The sequence below is a fragment of the Candidatus Uabimicrobium amorphum genome (assembly GCF_009002475.1).
GTDB lineage: Bacteria > Planctomycetota > Uabimicrobiia > Uabimicrobiales > Uabimicrobiaceae > Uabimicrobium > Uabimicrobium amorphum.
In genome coordinates this window covers 7299376-7318310 of record NZ_AP019860.1, presented here as the reverse complement: position 1 = coordinate 7318310, position 18935 = coordinate 7299376, and the positions used below count along the sequence as shown (strand labels likewise).

At 41.2% G+C, this 18935-nt stretch carries 10 protein-coding genes and 1 pseudogene; 4 read left to right on the top strand and 7 right to left on the bottom strand.

The genetic code is table 11. From position 1 onward, the window contains the following. Positions 1–11 precede the first annotated feature (11 nt). Entirely contained in the window at positions 12–1913 is a 1902-nt protein-coding gene (locus UABAM_RS25475; protein ID WP_151970819.1) for a diguanylate cyclase domain-containing protein, read from the bottom strand. A 271-nt stretch (positions 1914–2184) separates the two neighbouring features. Between UABAM_RS25475 and UABAM_RS25470 the strand changes: the two genes are divergently transcribed. Next, the gene (locus UABAM_RS25470) at positions 2185–3405 is read left to right on the top strand and encodes a hypothetical protein (RefSeq protein ID WP_151970818.1); all 1221 of its coding nucleotides are present in this window, start codon (positions 2185–2187) and stop codon (positions 3403–3405) included. A gap of 58 nt (positions 3406–3463) precedes the next feature. Here the strand turns inward: UABAM_RS25470 and UABAM_RS25465 are convergent. Then, positions 3464–4428: pseudogene (locus UABAM_RS25465) on the bottom strand (NAD-dependent epimerase/dehydratase family protein). 130 nt (positions 4429–4558) lie between these two features. Between UABAM_RS25465 and UABAM_RS25460 the strand changes: the two are divergent. From UABAM_RS25460 to UABAM_RS25450, 3 genes are read left to right on the top strand one after another with little or no spacing between them, the layout of a single operon-like run. After that, on the top strand, positions 4559–5671 hold the full coding sequence (locus UABAM_RS25460; protein ID WP_151970817.1) for a DUF819 family protein: 1113 nt from the start codon (positions 4559–4561) through the stop codon (positions 5669–5671). 22 nt (positions 5672–5693) lie between these two features. Beyond that, positions 5694–7130, top strand: coding sequence for a pyridoxal phosphate-dependent decarboxylase family protein (locus UABAM_RS25455; RefSeq protein WP_151970816.1), 1437 nt, complete (start codon positions 5694–5696; stop codon positions 7128–7130). A gap of 24 nt (positions 7131–7154) precedes the next feature. Beyond that, the gene (locus UABAM_RS25450; protein ID WP_151970815.1) at positions 7155–9992 is read left to right on the top strand and encodes a bifunctional serine/threonine-protein kinase/formylglycine-generating enzyme family protein; all 2838 of its coding nucleotides are present in this window, start codon (positions 7155–7157) and stop codon (positions 9990–9992) included. 24 nt (positions 9993–10016) lie between these two features. Here the strand turns inward: UABAM_RS25450 and UABAM_RS25445 are convergent, their stop codons facing one another. From UABAM_RS25445 to tig, 5 genes are all read right to left on the bottom strand, one after another. Then, entirely contained in the window at positions 10017–11735 is a 1719-nt protein-coding gene (locus UABAM_RS25445) for a Kelch repeat-containing protein (RefSeq protein WP_151970814.1), read from the bottom strand. Positions 11736–11852: 117 nt separating this feature from the next. Continuing rightward, complete coding sequence (locus tag UABAM_RS25440; protein WP_151970813.1) at positions 11853–13700, bottom strand: serine/threonine-protein kinase; 1848 nt, start codon at positions 13698–13700, stop codon at positions 11853–11855. Between the two features lie 3 nt (positions 13701–13703). Then, positions 13704–16631, bottom strand: coding sequence for a tetratricopeptide repeat protein (locus UABAM_RS25435; protein WP_151970812.1), 2928 nt, complete (start codon positions 16629–16631; stop codon positions 13704–13706). Positions 16632–16812: 181 nt separating this feature from the next. After that, entirely contained in the window at positions 16813–17427 is a 615-nt protein-coding gene (locus UABAM_RS25430; RefSeq protein ID WP_151970811.1) for an ATP-dependent Clp protease proteolytic subunit, read from the bottom strand. Between the two features lie 12 nt (positions 17428–17439). Beyond that, the gene (gene tig / locus UABAM_RS25425) at positions 17440–18864 is read right to left on the bottom strand and encodes a trigger factor (RefSeq protein ID WP_151970810.1); all 1425 of its coding nucleotides are present in this window, start codon (positions 18862–18864) and stop codon (positions 17440–17442) included. Positions 18865–18935 lie beyond the last annotated feature (71 nt).

Below are 18935 nucleotides of genomic sequence, written 5' to 3'. Positions count from 1 at the left end.
TTGAGCCGTTATTAAACATCTCTTTTTGTCATCCACTTTTGTGCAGTTGCTGTTACTTTAGAAACGTCACCTTCTGCCTCGATGTTGCTTGCACCAAAAGCAAGTCCTGTACCTTTTTGGTTGGCCTTTTTAGGATGAATTACTTTTTCGCCAATGGTGTTTTCTGCAAATTCCGAGGAAGAGTTGTAAACCTTAATTCTTTCTTTGTTAATGTCGGCAATACTTTTTGCGGCTTTTTCTAGAACAGCATTGACAAGTCCTTTGGTGAGAATACGTCCTACAATAACAAAGCTAAATTTGCTACCCTGTTCGCGAAAATCGCTAATGTGTAGACCATCTTGACTAAGTTCGGAGCGCAATGCCATTTCTGCTGCTGTGGCCACTTCGGCAAATATATTATTGGTTCCATTTGCCCCCATAATATGGTTGAGACCTGCAAGGTTTTTGAGTTTGGCAATTACATAAACTGCACGGTGTTCCCCTCCCATCGCGCCAACATGGGTAATGGCAGATTCGATGGTGCCGCTTAAACTACTTTTGGGTTGAAATCCGGTAACAGGATCTACAATGTCTTTGCGCGCTGATTTGAAAAGAGCTTTGGCGATGCTGTCATCTTCGATACCTTGTTCCTTGGCAAATTTAACAAATTCTGCTTCCTTGAGTTCCTCTTGGCTTTTCATTTCATCCTTTTTACGCCGCAAAGCGTATTTTAAAGAGCCAATGGCTTTGATCTGTTTGTAGATGTAATTTTTTGCGTTTACCTTGCCTTCGTCGTAAGTAGAGTAGTGATTTAGGGCATGCTCCAAGATAGCGCCGTTTGCAACATCTTTGGGTTGTAGACTGAATGATTTTATCATTCTTTTGTAGAACTTTTGTGTGAGATCTACATCAAATTTGTCCATCTTTCTTTTCTTTTTCTTAGGCGGAGCTTGGCTTTCTTGACTCTGGTCTGAACTTTGCTCTGGCTCGGGATCTTGTGTTTGCGGAGTATCTAATGCTGCGAAAGATTTTTTAAGTTCTACGATTTGGTCTGCGGTGGATAAGACATCACCAACATCACTCTCTCCGGTAATGGTACTTACGCCCCAAGTGATAGCGGTTCCATGTTGCGACTTGTGCTTAAGGTGAACAATAGAACCTACAGTGGTTCCTTTGACTTGCGTTTTGTTAATTTCAGCAAATTCATTCTCTGCAGCAGTGAGTTTTGCTTCGACCTCTTCGAGGCTGACTTCACCGACGACGACAAAACTAAATTCGTCCCCTCCGTGGCGAAAACTACCAACAAATCCTTTGCTGTTGAGTTGATTGATGTGCTTGTGGGCTTTTTGAGTAGCGGTTATCAGTATTTTTTCACCTTCACTGCGTCCCAATGCCTCATTCAAACCCCCGAGGTTTCTTACATCGATTTCCACGTAAAAAGCTTTCTCCGTTATAGAGTTACCAACATGTTCAATCGCTCTTACGACCGTTGGTTTTCTATCGGCCGCCACTTCGAATTTGGTTAAGGGGTCTTCGTCAGGAGTATCTTTACGTGCCTCTGCGTACAGTTTGTCAATTTGTTGAGGATCTGTTATACCTTTGGCTTTGGCTTCTTCGACAAATTGCTCTTTGCGAATTTCGCTTTCGCTCTTAAAAACGCCTTGGATGATAGGCGCTTTTGGGGTGTTGCGTTGTAGAAAACCATTGATTGATCTTCGCGAAAAAGATTGTTGTTTCCCGGAAAGAAGACGAGTTACAGCATCATTGCCCACCATTTTTTGCAATTGCATTATGTCGTTGTATTGCAAAGAACCTGGATCGCTTTCCAGTCGTTGGAAAACGTTTTGCGTATTTTTTTTGAGATTTTGCGAAAAGTTTTGCTTCTGTGTTTTTTGCGTTGGAATAGTTTTTGTTGTGTCATGCTTTTGATTCATGTGAGTAACTCCAAACAGTCAAGCGAAAAAGTGTACACCCAAACCAACTAAATAGCATTGCAAAGCCTTATGTTTTACAAAATGCTTTTCTGCGAAAAAGCATTTTTATTGTACCACACTCAACTATTTGTAACCAATAGATTTGTCTTGCTACAGAAAATTTCGTTCAAATACACAACAAAACAGTTTTTATGGTAGAACGCCATTCGGAACATATTGAATATTTGTTATAATTGATAAAATTGATTCAATAAAATAGGAGAATGTAATCATGCGAAAATTATTTTTACTGTTATGTCTTATTTTTAGTGTTTGTCTCCATACAGACGAAATTTGGCAACAGGGTGTTCAATTAGAGAAAGAGGATAAATGGCAGGAAGCAGGTGATTTTTATTTTGCCATTGCCCAAAAAAACGCCGACAACAAAATAAAGCTAGAAGCTTTTTTAAAAGCGAGAAGAAGTTACCACAAAGCCAACAATAAAATTCAAATAGCGGCGAGTTATTTTGGCGCATTGGCTCTTGATCCACAAAATAAAGCGAAGTATTGGAAACAGATTTGGCATATCGGTGAAGAACTGGAACACAAGAGAAATTGGCTAGTGGCCGCGAAATACTACGCGAGTTTTGCGCATCACACGCGCGAAGCGCAAATAAAAACAGCTTTCTGCCACAAACAAGTGGGCGAATACGTCAAAGCAGCAGACTGTTATCGTGAGATGCTAAAATCATGGAGCAAGCAAGAACAGCGTCGTTATATCCGTTGGGGAGAGGAAGCTGCCAAATATTATGAAGAGGGCGAAGAGTGGTTGTCGCGTGGTTTGGTCTATGAAATTTTGTACAAAAATACCGAGAATTCTTCTTACCTTATGAAAGCAGCAGAAGCATTTTCGCGTTCAAAAGATACGTTCAACAAGAGTAGTGAGACATACAAAATAGCAAGTCAAATAGAAAAAAACGCCACAAAAGCACGCCGACTATGGGATAAGCATCTGTATTACAAGTTAAAGCATGCCGATTTGCTATATGCAAAAGAAGGGAAAGACAATAAAATAAGTGCGGCACAAGAATATATTGCATATGCCGATGGTATGGCGCCGCGCGAGTATTATAAAGCTAGTGAGGTTTATTGGAAAGTGGTCGATTTGTACAAGGCTCTCGGAGGAACGGACTACTATGCACATGTTTATTTTCGCATGGCGAAGTTAGAGGAGTTACACAAAAATTTTTCTCAGGCGTATAACCAAGTTTACAAGGCGATTCGCGCCGAAGAAAAGACCGCAAAAGATATGGAGAAATTGCCATCTTCTCTTGGTAAATTACAGGAATATTTTACGGCGCTTTTGCAAATGTCAACCCACTCTGGACGAGAACAAGACGCATTGCGTAAGCAACAACAAACTATTGAGCGATTACGCCAACATTATGCAGGGCAAAGCGAGGCACTCGCGCTACTTGATGATCTGTATGCAACGCTTCAGGTGGAAAAGTAGTATCATTTCGGTGACGGCTACGATTAGGGTCACGGTCAGGTCTCGGTCGCGTTTTTTGTTACTGTGAATTTTTAGAGACCATGTTTTTTAAGCCTTGGGATACAGAAAATAGTGGTTGGTATCCCAAATCTTGTTGGGCATGGTCTATTCTTAAAGTGCAATGGACATCACATAAGCGGCGTGGCGCGTGATTGGTGGTTGTTTTTTTATGGCCAATATACGCCACAAAAATTCTATAATGCGTGCGGCACTACGGGCGACAAAACGCGGTACAGATTTTTTTGGCAAGTTAACACCTTGTGTTTGTAGCATCTGTGTTAAAAATTGGCGCATATCTTGGTCTTCATTGTCGGTAATGAAGTATTTTTCGCCTCCGGTTCCCTTTGTTAGTGCTAGAGTAATGGCATGAACTAAATTGTCTATGTATACTGTGGATGTTTGGTAGTGCCCGCCCCCAATCCATTTGAATTTCCCGGTTGCGACCATGTCGCGAATCGCGGGTACGATGGTTTTATCTCCTGGACCCCATATAAGTCGTGGGCGCAGGCATATAGTCGTGAAATGGGCATCATTGGCCATTACAACGGCCTTTTCTGCCGCGGCCTTTGTTCGCGAATAAAGAATCGGGGTTTTCTGGGGGTATGGATAATTTTCGTCGATGTTGCGTAAATGTTGCCCATGAAACAAAACGGCTTCTGTACTTATGTGAATAAAGCGCTTTACTCCAGCTTGTTTGGCTACGTCTAACAATTGTTGTGTACCAACGACATTTGCTTGCCAAAATTGTTCTTCACTTCCCCATTCTTCTACAAAAGCGGCACAATGAATTACCACTTCGCAATCTTGGAGGTCCTGTGCTTTTACAGAGCCGAGCGCACATTTTACAGGATGAGCACCTGCTTCGGAAACTACTTGTGCGCTTTGTTCCGATCTGGCCATCGCCATAACTTTGTGATTTTTTGCGAGACTTTTTGTCGTTGCTTTTCCCACAAAACCAGAAGCTCCGGTAATAAAAATTTGCATGCTGACCTCCATATTGAGTAATTTTCTTTTAGCACCGCGAACTATGCTATGCTAAAGTAGTAAGACTAAGGGCAAGCCCTAATTACAATATTCTTTTTGAAGTTCTCTAAACACATGATAGGTGTAGACCATGGAAAACACCATTATTATTGTACAAGTGAGTATATATTTTTTGATACCAATTATAGCACAATATTTGGTGCGTTTGCGTTTTTTTTCGTGGCTGGGTACTGTTGCTCTTTGTTATGTGGCTGGTTTTGCGATGAATTTAGTTGCGGTAAACTGGCGCATAGATGTTGCACAGTCTATTGCCGAGATAGTGATTCCGATTGCGATTCCACTGTTACTATTCAATTTACAATTTTTTGCATGGTTGCGTTGTACGCGCACGGTCATTATCGCATTTGTTCTGGCGACCGTAAGTGCCATCGCATCTACTTTGCTTATCGCGCCTTTTTTCTTACAAAGTCACCCCGAAATGTGGAAAATGGCGGGCATGTTTTTGGGGGTTTATACCGGGGGAACACCAAATGTCGCTAGCGTAGGTCTAGCTCTAGAGGCACAAGAGTCTACATTTACCATTGTCAACAGTGTTGACTTTGTGGTAAGTGCCGCTTACTTTGTCTTTTGCATAACTTTATTGAAACCCATTGTACAAAAATGGTTACCGCGTTTTGATCTCGACATTCCCGATCCCCACGTTGCGTCGTCGGAAAAATCCATTCCCCAAGCTATTTTTGTCGTTGTTTTGGCGGCAATGATTGTCGCCATTTCTTGTGGAGTATCGTTTGCGCTATTTGCCAAAATCAATGTACCATTTGTGATGTTTGGTATTACCGCCCTGGGAATGGCCGCTTCGCTAGTGGAAAAGATACAAAATATCCACGTAAGTACTTATCTTGGGGATTATTTTATCCTCGTCTTCTGCGCAGCGATGGGGAATGTTACGAATATAAGCAAAATGTTAGAACAGGGCGGTAGTACGCTTTACTATTGTATACTTGTCGTTAGCACGACGGTGTGTATTTATTATGTGCTGTGTTTCGTTATGCGCATTGATGTAGATACGGCCATCATTACGTCAACGGCGGCTATTTTTGGACCGGCTTTTATTGCTCCTGTTGCGCAGGCAATCGGCAATGAACGCGTTGTGATGTCGGGCTTAACCGCTGGTTTGCTGGGGTATGTGGTTGGAAACTATGCTGGAATTAGCATAGCTTATTTATTGTATCAATTTAGCTAAATAAAAATGAAAGGATTTACCATTGAAGATTCCACAACAAGGATTGAGTGCACAAGATGTAATGCAACAACTAAACTCTTATCGTCAACAGGACTTGAATTGGCGTGATGGAAAAACGTTTAGTTATATATATGATGCTGGACAGGAAGTGGAAAATATTTGTAAAGAGGCTTATCTGGCGTTTTTGACGGAAAGTGGCCTTGATCCTCTCTCTTTTCGCAGTTTGCTAAAATTAGAAAATGATGTGGCGTCGATGGCGAAAAATCACTTGCGTGGAGACGACGAAGTTGTGGGAACTTTCAGTAGCGGCGGAACGGAAAGTATTATTCTCGCGGTAAAAGCAGCGCGAGATTATGCGCGTCATGAGCGAAATATTACGCAGGCGGAAATTATTCTCCCGGTAACCGCGCACGCCGCTTTCTTCAAGGCAGCAGATTATTTGGGCATCAAAGCGATTACCGTAGATGTGAATCCCGAAACGTATAAAGCCGAAACATCAAAAATCGCCGCGGCAATTACTGAAAATACTGTACTTTTGGTCGGTTCTGCTCCTTCGTACGCTCACGGAGTTATCGATCCTATCGCTGAAATCGGACAGCTAGCTCTAGATCGTGGTATCTTGTTCCACGTCGATGGCTGCATCGGCGGATTTTTATTACCTTTTATGCGTAAAATGGGTGTCGCCGTACCTGATTTTGATTTTACGGTTCCAGGCGTAACGTCTATCTCAATGGATTTCCACAAATATGCCTATGTGGTGAAGGGAGCGTCCATTGTAATGTACAAAAACAAGAATCTGCGTAAATATCAGTTTTACGCGTGTACGGATTGGACCGGATATCCAGTAGTAAATCCCACCGTGCAAAGTTCAAAATCAGGTGGCCCTGTGGCAAGTGCTTGGGCAACGATGAATTTTTTGGGAGAAAACGGTTATCTCGATCTAGCGCGTCAATTACACGAAGCGACGCAAAAATTTGTTGCCGGGGTGGAAAAAATGCCTGATTTACAGGTAATGGGAACGCCGGAAATGACACTTGTCGCGGTAAAATCAGACACCATCAATATTTTTCACGTGGTCGACGAGATGAAAGTACGTGGCTGGCATATCCAAGCACAGTTAGCCGTTGGTGGTCACAAGGAAAACTTTCATCTGACGATCCAACCTTCGAACGTGGCCAAGATGGATGAAATGTTAGTAGATCTCGAAGAGAGTGTACGTGCCGTGAAGGAATTACCTCTTTCGCCTATTCCGCCACAGCTACAGAGTTTACTGGGGGCTGTTGCCTCTGGAAGCGTTCCTCTAGATAATTTGGGCGCACTTTTACAAAATGCCGGAATACAGGGCGACAAACTCCCCGAACGCACGGCGGTCATCAATAGTTTGCTAAATCATTTGCCATGTGCGATCCGTACACAAATACTTCTCAATTTCTTCAATGAGGTGTTTCGTAGCGAATAAGTACAATGTCTGAGGAAAAATACAATGACAATTAACAATAACCCTCCTTGTTTTTTGAAATCTCCAGATGGCAAACAACAAGTGGGGCCTTACACTTTCCATCAAGTCTACCAATATTATGCCAATGGTAAAGTAAAGACGGATCATTTAATGTCTCTTGATCGCAATAGCTGGCACAATGTGGGGCAAGTTTTTGCCTCACAAGATGCCATGCGTAGATTTATTCAGTCGCAACAAGCAACAGTGTTTACCGATGACAATATCGTTTTAGGACAAGAAGACAAAAATAATCTCGATAGTTTTTGTGCACTTTTTGAAAGCAACGATGAACCACAAAAAGTGGATACGTTGATTGCAAGTAGTGTCGAAAACCAAGATGATGGGATATTTGGCGATTATGAAATTCTCGGAGAACTCGGTCGCGGTGGTATGGGGGTTGTCTACAAAGTAGAACATCGCCATATGAAAAGGACAATGGCACTAAAAGTGTTGTTGACCGAATCGGCATCCGACAAAGATGTAAAACGTTTTGTTCGTGAAGCCAAATTAACGGCAGCACTCATGGACAAGAGCAAGAAAAAAGAGTGCAAGAACATCGTAGAGATATACCACTACGGAGAAACGCCCGCACCACATATTGCGATGGAGTATGTGGAAGGGCAAACTCTAGGAGATTTTCTTCGCAAAAAACGCGGTAGGCTCTCGGAGCGCGAAGCGGCGAAGTTGTTTTTGCAGATATGCGAAGGACTTACCTACGCCCATGAAAAAGAAGTCCTTCACCGTGACTTAAAGCCCGGAAACATACTCATTAACAACGAAGGTGTTGCCAAAGTGATGGATTTTGGCTTGGCAAAGCCGTTTTCTCTGGAAGAAGATGAAGCGTTGTCGGTAAAAGGGGAACTGATCGGTACACCACAATACATGTCTCCGGAACAGGCTTCGACAAAGAAAGAACTCGACCATCGCAGTGACATCTATTCTCTAGGTGCGATCTTTTACGAAATGTTGTGTGGAAATCCGCCATTTAAAGGCGAGGGCAATACTCTGTCACTACTTTTTAAAATCATTCGCGAAAAAATCACACCTCTAAAAGAAATAAAGCCCGATATCCACGAAGATTTGCACCTAATTACCATGAAATGCCTGGAGAAAGATCGCGACAACCGCTATCGTCGTTGTCGGCACATCGTGCAAGATCTACGCAAATTTTTGAAGAACCAACCGATTTCTCTGCGTCCTCCAGGACTGTGGGAAAGAGTTGTCGTCAAGGTGCGCGAAGAAAAGAAACTGGTGCTGGCCGTGGCTGTTGCAATGTCTATTATGTTTGTTTTTGTGGGACTAGGGACGCTGATTCGTGTGGAGCAACAAAATGCGCAGGCAGAAAAACAATACATGGAACAGTCCGCTAGATTTCACAACCGCGACTTTACCACCGACTTTTCGCAGTGTGTAAAAAGTAATAAAGGCAGAGTGGAATATTTATGGATACAGGGTATTGTTCATTTGATTAATGGTAGGATTACAGAAGCGCAGAAAAAGTTTGATGATGTTTGGTCGATTAAGGTGCCCGCAGGACAAGAAAAGAACAAGTTAATTATCTTGCGCACAACTTGTGCGGTCATGCTCAAAAACAACGAGAAAGCGAAAAAAATCTTTGCTGGTTATAATAAAAAATACCTAGTGGATTTGACTGTGAATGAGTTCACCAGAACCACATTTAATGTCGCATCGTATCGCGAAGATTTTTCTAGAGAAAAAGCTAGGTATTTTCTGATTATTTCTCTATTGCAAAAAAGTCAAAGTGCCCATGCATATGGTAATTTACTATTTAATAAAAGTGACGTGGAAGATGCTGTTGCCAGAGATCTGACACGCAAATATTACAATGTTAAACATCTGTTAGACTCTCCAACACCGTGGATAAAGTCGATGATGGATACAGCGCAAATTACCTTTTTGGAAATGCAGGATATTATTTGCCAAATAGGAGGGGTATGGCTTTGTGACATGAGAAGTGCGTATTGGTCGCATTTACCTCCGAATGTTCAAGGTCAGTATGCAAGTTTCTATCAAAAAGCATATGCAAAAAGCATCGGGAAAAGTGTTTTACGTACGGAAAATATTGCCAGTTGTGACTTTAAATTTTCGCTCATTCCACCAGGATATTTTCGTATAGGTGATCCCCATTCTACATTTGAAGATGGCCCGGCATTTGATCATTACTTTGAAAAACATTTTTGGATATTACAAAATGAAGTAACCCAAAATCAATGGGTTGCTGTTATGAAAAGACTACCTAAAGCATATCAATCTTCCAATAATAAAGTAGAAAAAGATTTAAACGCTCCCGTTACTCAATTTACCTATCAAGAACTTGGTAGATTTTTTAGCAAATCCAAATTTGAACTTCCTCATGAAATCCAATGGGAATACGCGTGTCGTTCAGGCACTACCTCAAAATGGTTTTGGAAAAAGTATGGCGAAAAGTCAAATATTGAAAAACAATACCTGCTTTACGAAGGATACGACCAACTATCTATGCCCATCAGATTCAAAATTAAAGACTGCAAAGAAAATAGCTGGGGATTATATCAAGTGAGTGGAAATGCTTCTGAACTGTGCTCTAATGTATATATAAAGTATCGTCAACTAATAAGAAATAAACGCTTTACAAGTAATTATAAATTGAGGCTATTTAATAGTCAAAAAGACAGAAAGGTATTAATTGTTATGAGAGGGGGCTATTTGTATGCAGATAGTCCAGAACATTGTTCTTCAAGCAGTAGGATTAATATTACTATTGGACAATTAAATGATAGGCCTAATTTTTTGTTGGGCTTTAGATTACTAATGAGTGAATAATCACCCATTAGTAATTATTTGTGATTATGGTAACTCAAACTTTACATAACCCAAAAATGGGATTAAAAAGCTTTTGTCGGTAAAATTCCATTCAAAAGTATTCTCTGTAGAAGAGGTTTCTTCGTCACCTTTGGCAAAAGATGGAATTTTGGAATGCCAGCGCACAGGATTTCCTGGTAAGGTAACACTGTGTTGTGCAGGATCTTTTTTATTGTTTGGTGGGCCAATCGGAAACAAATACACCACTTTTCGTGGAGCCGCTTGTCCTTCGATACTCACCTGTACATTGCGTACAGTTTTTTGTTTCGGTTTGTGTCCACCACCGCATAATTGTTCAATAATGTTGTTCGGGTTAATGCTATGTTTACCAGATTTTCCGTGTTTGACGGCAAAGATTAAGGTCTTCACTTTGGTAAAAGACGCGGTCAAAGTTTGTCCGTTTTCGTCTTTTGTTGTTTTACTGGCAACTTTGCATAGTCCTCGTAGTTGACGTTTTTGGATATGCTTCCATGCAAAACGAGCCACGCGCGGATGAAGACGCATAACTTTATCCATATCCTTCAAACGCTTTTGTACGTCGTTACCACAACGCTTTTGGCAGATACCAGAACCGAGAATTTGTAGTTGTACCTTGGGGTCGTTCCACTCAAGGGTAATTTCTACGTTTTCTTGTTCTTGTTCGTACTCCACGATGAATAGTGCGCAACGGTCAGAACCGAGCGTACCTATTTGTGCCTGTACTTTTTGGTCGTTTTTAATGCCTTGTGGAGCATAACGAAAAGTTTTGTTTAGAGGCAACAACTGTGCGTCAAGTCCACCAAAAATAAAAGCATCGATATTTTCGTTACGTTGGGTAGGGATGTTAGGAAAACTCGCGGTACCATTGTAGAAAGCAATGGGCGAATCTTCGCGCTGCTTCCAGGTAAAGGTAGTTAGGTCAAATTCCCAAGTTTCTTGAGAAGAAACGTCACCCTCGGTGAGTCCTCCAAACATAAATAATGACGCGCCATTTTTCGCCATGGCGTGTAGAAAACGCGCTTCAGGTTCAGCTCCTGGAGGCAAGGTAACGGGAAACCATTGGTCTTGGTCGATGTCGTACTGCATAATACTTCCGGTGGGATTTCCCTGAGCATCACTACCAAAAAATACCAAGATCGATTTTCCTTCGGCAGCAACGGTGTGAGCCAAACGACCACCTTCAAAGTTTGTGGCTTTTTGTGACCAAATACCTGTTTCAGGATTGAATTCCCAAATGCTTGCATCCAAAGTTCCGTCTGCTTGGATACCGCCAAATAGATAGATTTTGCCATCCACGGCCGCAGTACGGTGAAACATGCGCTCTGGCGGTGCGAATGATTGTGACACTTGTTGCCAGGTGTTGGTGGTGAAGTCAAAGCTATGTAGATCGTTGAGTAAACGATTGTTGGCATCGCGTCCACCGAAAACGTACATTTTGTTTCCCACGACTGTGGCGCTGTGTGCTTTACGCGGAGATGGGGGATTTGTATCGTCTACTTCTTCCCAAAACTCATTTGTAAATTGCCACATATCGTTGAAAAAAGCGTCGTCACCTGTAATGTCTTCGCCACCAAAGACATACACCTTACCGCTAAAAACCACCGAAGTGTGCGCTGCACGTGCTGGTGGGCTTACTGCGATATTTACTTCTTGCCATTCCTCTGCCGCTCCCCATGATGAACCTATGAGCAGGAAAATAGCAAAAATGATAAACAATTTATTCATAATTCGAATTCCTGACTAAATTTACTGAGATTTTCAGTTATAAATTTATCTTAGCATATCTAGTTATTTACATAAAGCTTTATATTGTAAAAAAAATATGAGTTTACGATAAAAAACTTATAACAATTTACCCAAGGTAAAAGCAACCACGGCAATGACTACTGCGGCAACCATGGCGCGTGGATCGCGCTTAACCTTTTGGCAATGGTCTTGGACGGCCATTTTATCCAGTTTTTCTTTTAAACGTCTTTTCTCTTGTTCGTCATCTATGTCACCGAGTACGCGTTCGGCGAGATTGAAATCTTTTTGACAAATCCCGACTTCGCAGTACAAAATCGAACCTTGGCGTTTTCCTTCCACAGCTTCAGGGTTTTCAGGCCAAATACGTAAGGCTTCGTTAAAACCAAACAATGCCCTGGATATCGGGCAATATGGATTGGGAATTTTTTTGCGTACTTCTTCTAGGTTATTTTTGCCATTGGTTAATTCTTTTAGAACATCGTGTGCGATATCTAAAAATTCTTGTGCTTCTTTGGTGATGTTGATGCTTTCCCAGTGATTTAAAAATTTGTGGATGGCGTCTTGTAGTTCTTCCATACTACGATAGCGGTCTTCGGGGTCTTTTTGTAAGGTTTTGTAGCAAATGTTGCGCAACTCTTCGGGAATACGATCATCTATTTCGGGAATATGTCCCTCTGAAGACAGGCGAATACTCTCCCAAATAGTGTTGCTATGATGTGGAGCTTTGCCCATTAAAACATAATACAAAATGCCGCCTAGTAGATATACATCTGTCCATGGGCCTATTTTTTTGCCTTCGCCGTTGGATAGCTCGGGGGACATATAGTTTGGTGTACCCATGGGCGTATCGATAGCCGTTTTGTGCAATGTGGGAGCATTTTCACTTTTGTCCAAACTAACGGCAATTCCCCAGTCCATGAGGAACACTTCGCCAAACTCTCCGACCATAATATTTGCAGGTTTGAGATCGTTGTGTATAATTTTTTTGCTGTGGGCATAGGCCAGAGCATCACTGACACGCAGTAGAATTTCTAAATGCTTTTGGATGTGGTCGGGTGTCCCTATTTGTTGTTTTTCGTCTTTTAGTAGTTGCCTCCAACTCTTGCCGCGTACTAATTTCATGGTTAAGAGTGGGTTGCCTTCGGTGTCCATGCCGAGTTCATGAATTGGGATAATGTTGGGGTGGTCGAGAAAAGCGGTGACGCGTGCTTCCATGACAAACTTTTTTTTATTAGTTTCGTCATCCTGGTCGTGTAAACGTTTTATGGCAATTTCGCGTCGTAAACTATTTTGTTTTCCTTTTAAAATAACTCCCATTCCACCGCGGGCAATTTCTTGGTGAACTTGCAAAGAAGATAAACTGTTATTTTGTGTCGGGTCTTCACAGCGTATTTTGTTTACATGAGAATCTACAGGCAGTACAACGGTGTCGCCTTCTAGGTAATTCTCCGCCGAAGAGTCGTTGATGGTAAATTCATTGACCATTTGTGGAGAATCCATGTCGCTAATCGTTATATTCGACACGCGTACGTCGGCAACGGTGTCCATGGTTTCATCTATGTCTTCATGGGAAACATTTCCGTGAATCTCTTCGGTTTTATCTGCAACAGTGGCGATGGTTTCATCGAAAAATGTATCGGGACGTTTTACATCGACAGAGGCAATCGTTTCTTCTCCAAAAGCATCCGATTGCTCTCCACCGACCGTCATAGGCTCCGTGGCAGCCATATCGTCTATTTCGCCACTGTCAAAACCACTGATGTCAATCATTTCGTTGTGTTGTATGGGTTGTAGTTTACTGTTACCGATATTGTCAATCTTTACCGTGGGAAGATCATGCAGCGATGTATTGGCCACTTTGTCTATTTTGTAGGTAAGCTCAGGGTTTTCAACCGCAACATTGCCAACAATAGTTTTCCAGGTATTGTGCAATTCGCTATTCACAGTTTACTCCTTTTTGGCTTGTTCTTTATAAATTTGGAGATGTTTCACTGATAGATCTGTTTTGCCAATTTTGTGATAAAGCCCTGAAAGTAAAAAGTGGGCCTCTTTGTACTTGGGTTTATATTGCAATGCTTTTTTTAGATGTTCAACTGCCGTTTCATAATCGCGACGTTTTTCGCAAATAACCGCTAGCCAATAATAGCTTAAAGGAGCATTGGCCGTAATAGAGATAATCGCGCGATGTATTTTCTCTGCGCGAGGATAATCTTTGCGCCGCACGGCATTTTCGGCTTTTTCCGCTAAAATTTTGAGGCGTATTAGTTTGAAGTTTTCCAGTGATTTTTTGAGGTCTTCAATGCGTTTTTGGATGCGTTTTTTTTCTTCTAAATCAGACGTCAGGGCCACAAACTTCTCAAAATGTTCTACGGTTTGCTGATATTTTTTTTGTGCTTGGTACTCGTAAGCAATACCTAGCTCGACTAGTGCAAAACCTTCTTTTGCACGCGGATCACTTGGATCGATACTCTGCACCTTTGTGTAGTGGCTGCGCGCTTTTTCCCATTCTTTGGTCTTTAAGAAAATAGTTCCAATGAGCAAATGGGCTTCTAAATGCTGAGAATTGTGCTTGATTGCTTGGTTAAGCGCTTTGATTCCCTTGTCGGCCTCTTTGTTGTTGAGAAGTTCCTTGCCTTGTTCAAAATATAAAAAACTCAGGTATTTTGCGTCTGGCTTTGAGAGCTTTTCAAAATTTTTAATTGCCTCAGCAAATCTTTTTTCCTTGGCGAGAATTTTTGATAAACGCACAATGGTTGCCGCAGAGTATTTTTCGCGTAGTTTTTTGTATAGCTCTTTTATGACACGGTCGTTTACCACCGAGAGTGCGGCTTGGATATATGCCGCTTCTTCATCAGCGATAGGATCTATCACTTTTTTGGCCTCTTCCCACTCTCCCATTGCCGTTAAGGTGATGGCTAGATAACTTAAAGCTTCTTTGTGTTTGGGAATTAAACGCAGTATGCGTTCATAATGTTCCTTGGCCTCACTATATTTTTTTAGCTTATGATAAATTTTACCACTTTCTAGTAGTGCGTCCACATAATTCTCGTCGAGAGCCAATACTTGTTGTAGCCTCTTTAGCGCTAGCTTGAACTTGCCGTGTTGCATGAGTAGTCTGGCTTGTTTGACGTATTTCTCCTGTGCTCCCACAATGACTTGGTTTTGTTTTATGCTGTTGTAGTAGAGTTGCGCTTTGCGAAAGCGAGGGAATTGTGTCGTTATTTTTTGTAGAACGGAAAGTGCGGTAACGTAATCTTCTTCCAGGTGAAATAACTGCGCCTGCTGGAAGGCAATTTCAATATTTTGTGGGTATTTTTCCATGGCGTATTTTAGCCATTTACGCACTTTTGTGAAGTTTTCTTTGTTGTTGGTGCGCAAGTAGGTTGCGATTAAAAATTGCAATTCTACTAAATTGTTATCGCGCGACTGGATATATTTTGCACATTGTTGTGCGGCTTTTTCCAGTTCACCTTCATCATTGGCAACGTAGGCTTCCAGTAATTTATATTGTGTCGTTGCTTGTGGGATTTTTTGCATAATTTTGCGTGCGGCCAACGCATAATTGACATGAAAATAAAATCGCGAGATACGGTACAGGTGATCAATATTTTTCGTATCACAGGAAACGCTTTCGTCGTCTTCTATTTGTGAAACGACGTTATCTTCCGAGTTTTTGCCATAAACTGCGAAAGCTTCATTGCAATAGACAAGACTCCACGCCGCACTATTTACCAGGGTACGACATAAATCCATGGAGTATGGTAGACGATGGTCGATGATGGCACTATCAAAATCGTAACGCTTTGCTATTTCATCCCACTCTTTTGGATCGTGGCGCATAATCGTTGATGTATTGTAAATCGTATTGGGATATTTTTGCTGAAGATCGATAAAAATCGGTTTTTGGAGTTGAAAACTCAAATATCCACCACAGGAGATATCATTGTAGGATCGCGCGAAATTTGTTTCCACCAAAGTAAGGCGCGGTGGCTTTTGCATTTGCGATACATGAACAATGTGCCATCCACATGTACACAAATAAAGAACTGTGAGTGCTATTGTTACGCGCTTTGTTGGCAATGACAGATGATTTTGTAAAAGCAAACCACACATAAAAATAGTGGTAAGTGCCCATACTGGGTAAATAAAACTAAGGACGACAAGTAGGAATACTAACGACACTTTTTTGACATCTTGGTAGTTTTGCATAAGGATGGCGAGAATGAGCAACCACCACATCGGGGAAGAAAAGAGGGCAATATTGGTGATAGACCAGTTTGCTTCTAAGGCCGGTACCCATATCGATATAGGGTGTGGAGATACAAAAGAGCATAATAGTGTTCCCACGGATATATAAATTGCATGACGAAATCGGTGTTGCGACCACAGGACAATAAACATCACAAATGGCACAAATACAAAGCTCGGATGAAGATTTGCCCAAAGTATTTGTAGCGGTAACATCAGCCACAAAAGCTTGCTACGTGTGAAGAGTATGGCTAAGGCAATTAGTATAAATAGTATGCTGTGTTCGCTACAAGAAAGAGTAGGGTATATCGCTATCGTAAGTAGAGCGAACAAGGCGGGTTTTAGTCCAAAAACCATAGCAAAGGCGGCACTCCACATGAGTACGGTGAGAATTGCCCAACCAATCTCTCCCCAAAGTTTGTAACCCGCGTATATCACTGTGTCATATAACCAGTAAAGATTTGGTTGGTTTTCATTGTGACTAAAGGAAATTTGTTCGTAGCCGAGTTGTTGCGTACCTTCTAGAGTAATACGTCCTTTACTCATATGTGAGTAAAAAGTGTCGTCAACAACAGGAGAGATAAAGAAAATAGCAGAGAGTAAGAATAGTACAGTGAGATTTCTCATGGTAGCTCCAGACCAGACATATACCGTATGTTGTAGATAAAAATTTTTGATACACCTGCGGGCGACGAGCTTTATGCCGAAATAAAATTAACCACAGATGACTCAGAGAAAATGACAAATTTGTCTTTTAATTTTTTGAGTCTTCTGTGGTTAATTTCAAAGATAGACGTTCAATTACTTTTTAATTTTCGTCTTCTTGCGCTTTTAAAGTTCCTACAACTTCATCAACAAGTCCATAGTCTTTTGCTTGTTGTGGAGACATGTAGAAATCTCGATCAGAGTCTTTAGCAATGACATCGACATTTTTGCCAGTATGTGTTGCCACAATGCTGTACAATGTATCTTTTAAACGTAGTATTTCTTCAGCATTAATCAAAATATCTTTTGCTGTACCGCGCGCACCACCCCATGGTTGGTGTAGCATGATGCGTGCATTTGGCAGCGCATGTCTTTTTCCTTTTGTTCCTCCAGCGAGGAGTATCGCACCCATGCTCGCTGCCTGACCAATACAGTATGTCGCCACATCACATTGCACAAATTGCATTGTGTCGTAAATAGCTAACCCTGCAGTGACCGATCCTCCGGGTGAATTGATATATAGACTGATGTCTTGTTTTTTGTTTTCCATTTGCAGAAATAGCATTTGCGCAATTACAAGATTGGCAACGTGTTCATCTATACCTGAACCAATGAAAATAATACGATCTTTCAACAATCTGGAAAATATATCATAAGGGCGTTCGCCACGGCCTGTTTGTTCAACGACCATCGGAACATTTAAATAATTCCATGTCATGCGTAAGAATCCTTATTTTTTACTTTTCTTTTTGGCGTCTTTTTTCTTTTTGTCACTACCACTTTTTTTGTTATCTGCCTTGTCGCTTTTTTTATCGCTTTTTTTCTTGTCGCTCTTTTTTTCTTCTTTTTTTTCTGTCTTTTCGCTTTGCTTGACTTCTACTTTAGCATTTTCGCGTAAAAACTCAAGTACTTTTTGATTCTTGAGTTGTCCGTAAATATCATCTAGCATACCTTGCTGTTCGAACAATTTACGCAATTGGTGTGGCCATTGTCCACCGCCTTGATAACGAGCTATTTGATTAATGTAGTCGTCAATTTCTTTACGAGATACATCAATATTTTGTTGTTCGGCGATATGATTAATTAAGAATATTTCGCGTAGTTGATTTTCCACGTCGCTGCGTATTTTTTCGGCATCGATTTCTTTTTCTATTTCTTCTGCACTTTTTTCTTCGCGCTCGAGTTTTTTCTTTTGCTCTTCGATGCTGGCATCAACTTGTTTTTGCAAGAAACTTTCTGGCAACTCGATTTTTGTGTTTTCACCTAGTTGCTTGATGAGGTCTTGCTCTACTTTCGCGTTGAGCTGTTGTTCTTTACTTTGCTTTATTTCCGCGGTGATTTTTTCTTTGAGATCGTCTACATTCTCCGCGTCCATTTCTTTGGCAAATTCGTCATCGAGTTCTGGTAGTTGTGTACGTTTAATTTCAACTACTTTTACGCTGAGCTTTGCTTCTTTGCCGCGATGATCTTCCTGTTCGAAATCTTCGGGGATAGTGACATCTTTTTCGAAAGTTCCATCAGCACTGTGACCGATTAAATCTTTACTTTCTAGGTGTATTCCTGCGACAAAAGGATGCTCTACCGAAACATTGACACCCTCTTTTTTGTAAATAGAATCTTTATCGCACAAAAGTTCTACATCACAAATTAGGAAGTCTTTGTCTTCTGATTTCCCGCCTTCAACAGGTGCCCATTCTGCCTTGCGTTCGCGAATCTGAGTCAAAACTTCTTCCAATTCTTCATCGCTAATTTGCACGTCTTCTCTTTCGGCAGTTAAACCTTTGTAATCATCTTCTTTTAGGTCAATTTGTGGGTGTGTTTCCATCTCTAATTCGAAGACAAATTCCTGATCTTTATCCAATGTTATTTGGTTAGGATCTATTTTGGGCTCTTCAAGTGGCCGAATGTTGTGTTTTTTCGTTAAGCTTTCAAAGCCCTCTACGAGATAATTTCTTTTCATTTCGTCGAGAATAGCGCTTGCAAAGCGTTTTTCGATGATTCTCTGTGGGGTTTTTCCTGGGCGAAAACCAGGAATGACAGCATCTTTTTTGATTTCTGCCATTTTGGAGTTATAGTCCTTTTTCACGTCATCAACTGACTTTGAAATTTTGATGGATTTGTGAGAAGGGCCTATATCTGTAATTGTAATTTCCATACTTTTTACCTTGATGATTAAAAATGGAGGGTTAATAGTGTCTTTTTGATTACAATTGATATCTTAAATAA

Excerpts from the sequence above, each read along its gene's own strand:
- UABAM_RS25475 (WP_151970819.1), bottom strand. The coding sequence starts at position 1,913 with ATGAATCAAAAGCATGACACAACAAAAACTATTCCAACGCAAAAAACA.
- UABAM_RS25470 (WP_151970818.1), top strand. The coding sequence starts at position 2,185 with ATGCGAAAATTATTTTTACTGTTATGTCTTATTTTTAGTGTTTGTCTC.
- UABAM_RS25460 (WP_151970817.1), top strand. The coding sequence starts at position 4,559 with ATGGAAAACACCATTATTATTGTACAAGTGAGTATATATTTTTTGATA.
- UABAM_RS25450 (WP_151970815.1), top strand. The coding sequence starts at position 7,155 with ATGACAATTAACAATAACCCTCCTTGTTTTTTGAAATCTCCAGATGGC.
- UABAM_RS25445 (WP_151970814.1), bottom strand. The coding sequence starts at position 11,735 with ATGAATAAATTGTTTATCATTTTTGCTATTTTCCTGCTCATAGGTTCA.
- UABAM_RS25435 (WP_151970812.1), bottom strand. The coding sequence starts at position 16,631 with ATGAGAAATCTCACTGTACTATTCTTACTCTCTGCTATTTTCTTTATC.
- UABAM_RS25430 (WP_151970811.1), bottom strand. The coding sequence starts at position 17,427 with ATGACATGGAATTATTTAAATGTTCCGATGGTCGTTGAACAAACAGGC.
- tig (WP_151970810.1), bottom strand. The coding sequence starts at position 18,864 with ATGGAAATTACAATTACAGATATAGGCCCTTCTCACAAATCCATCAAA.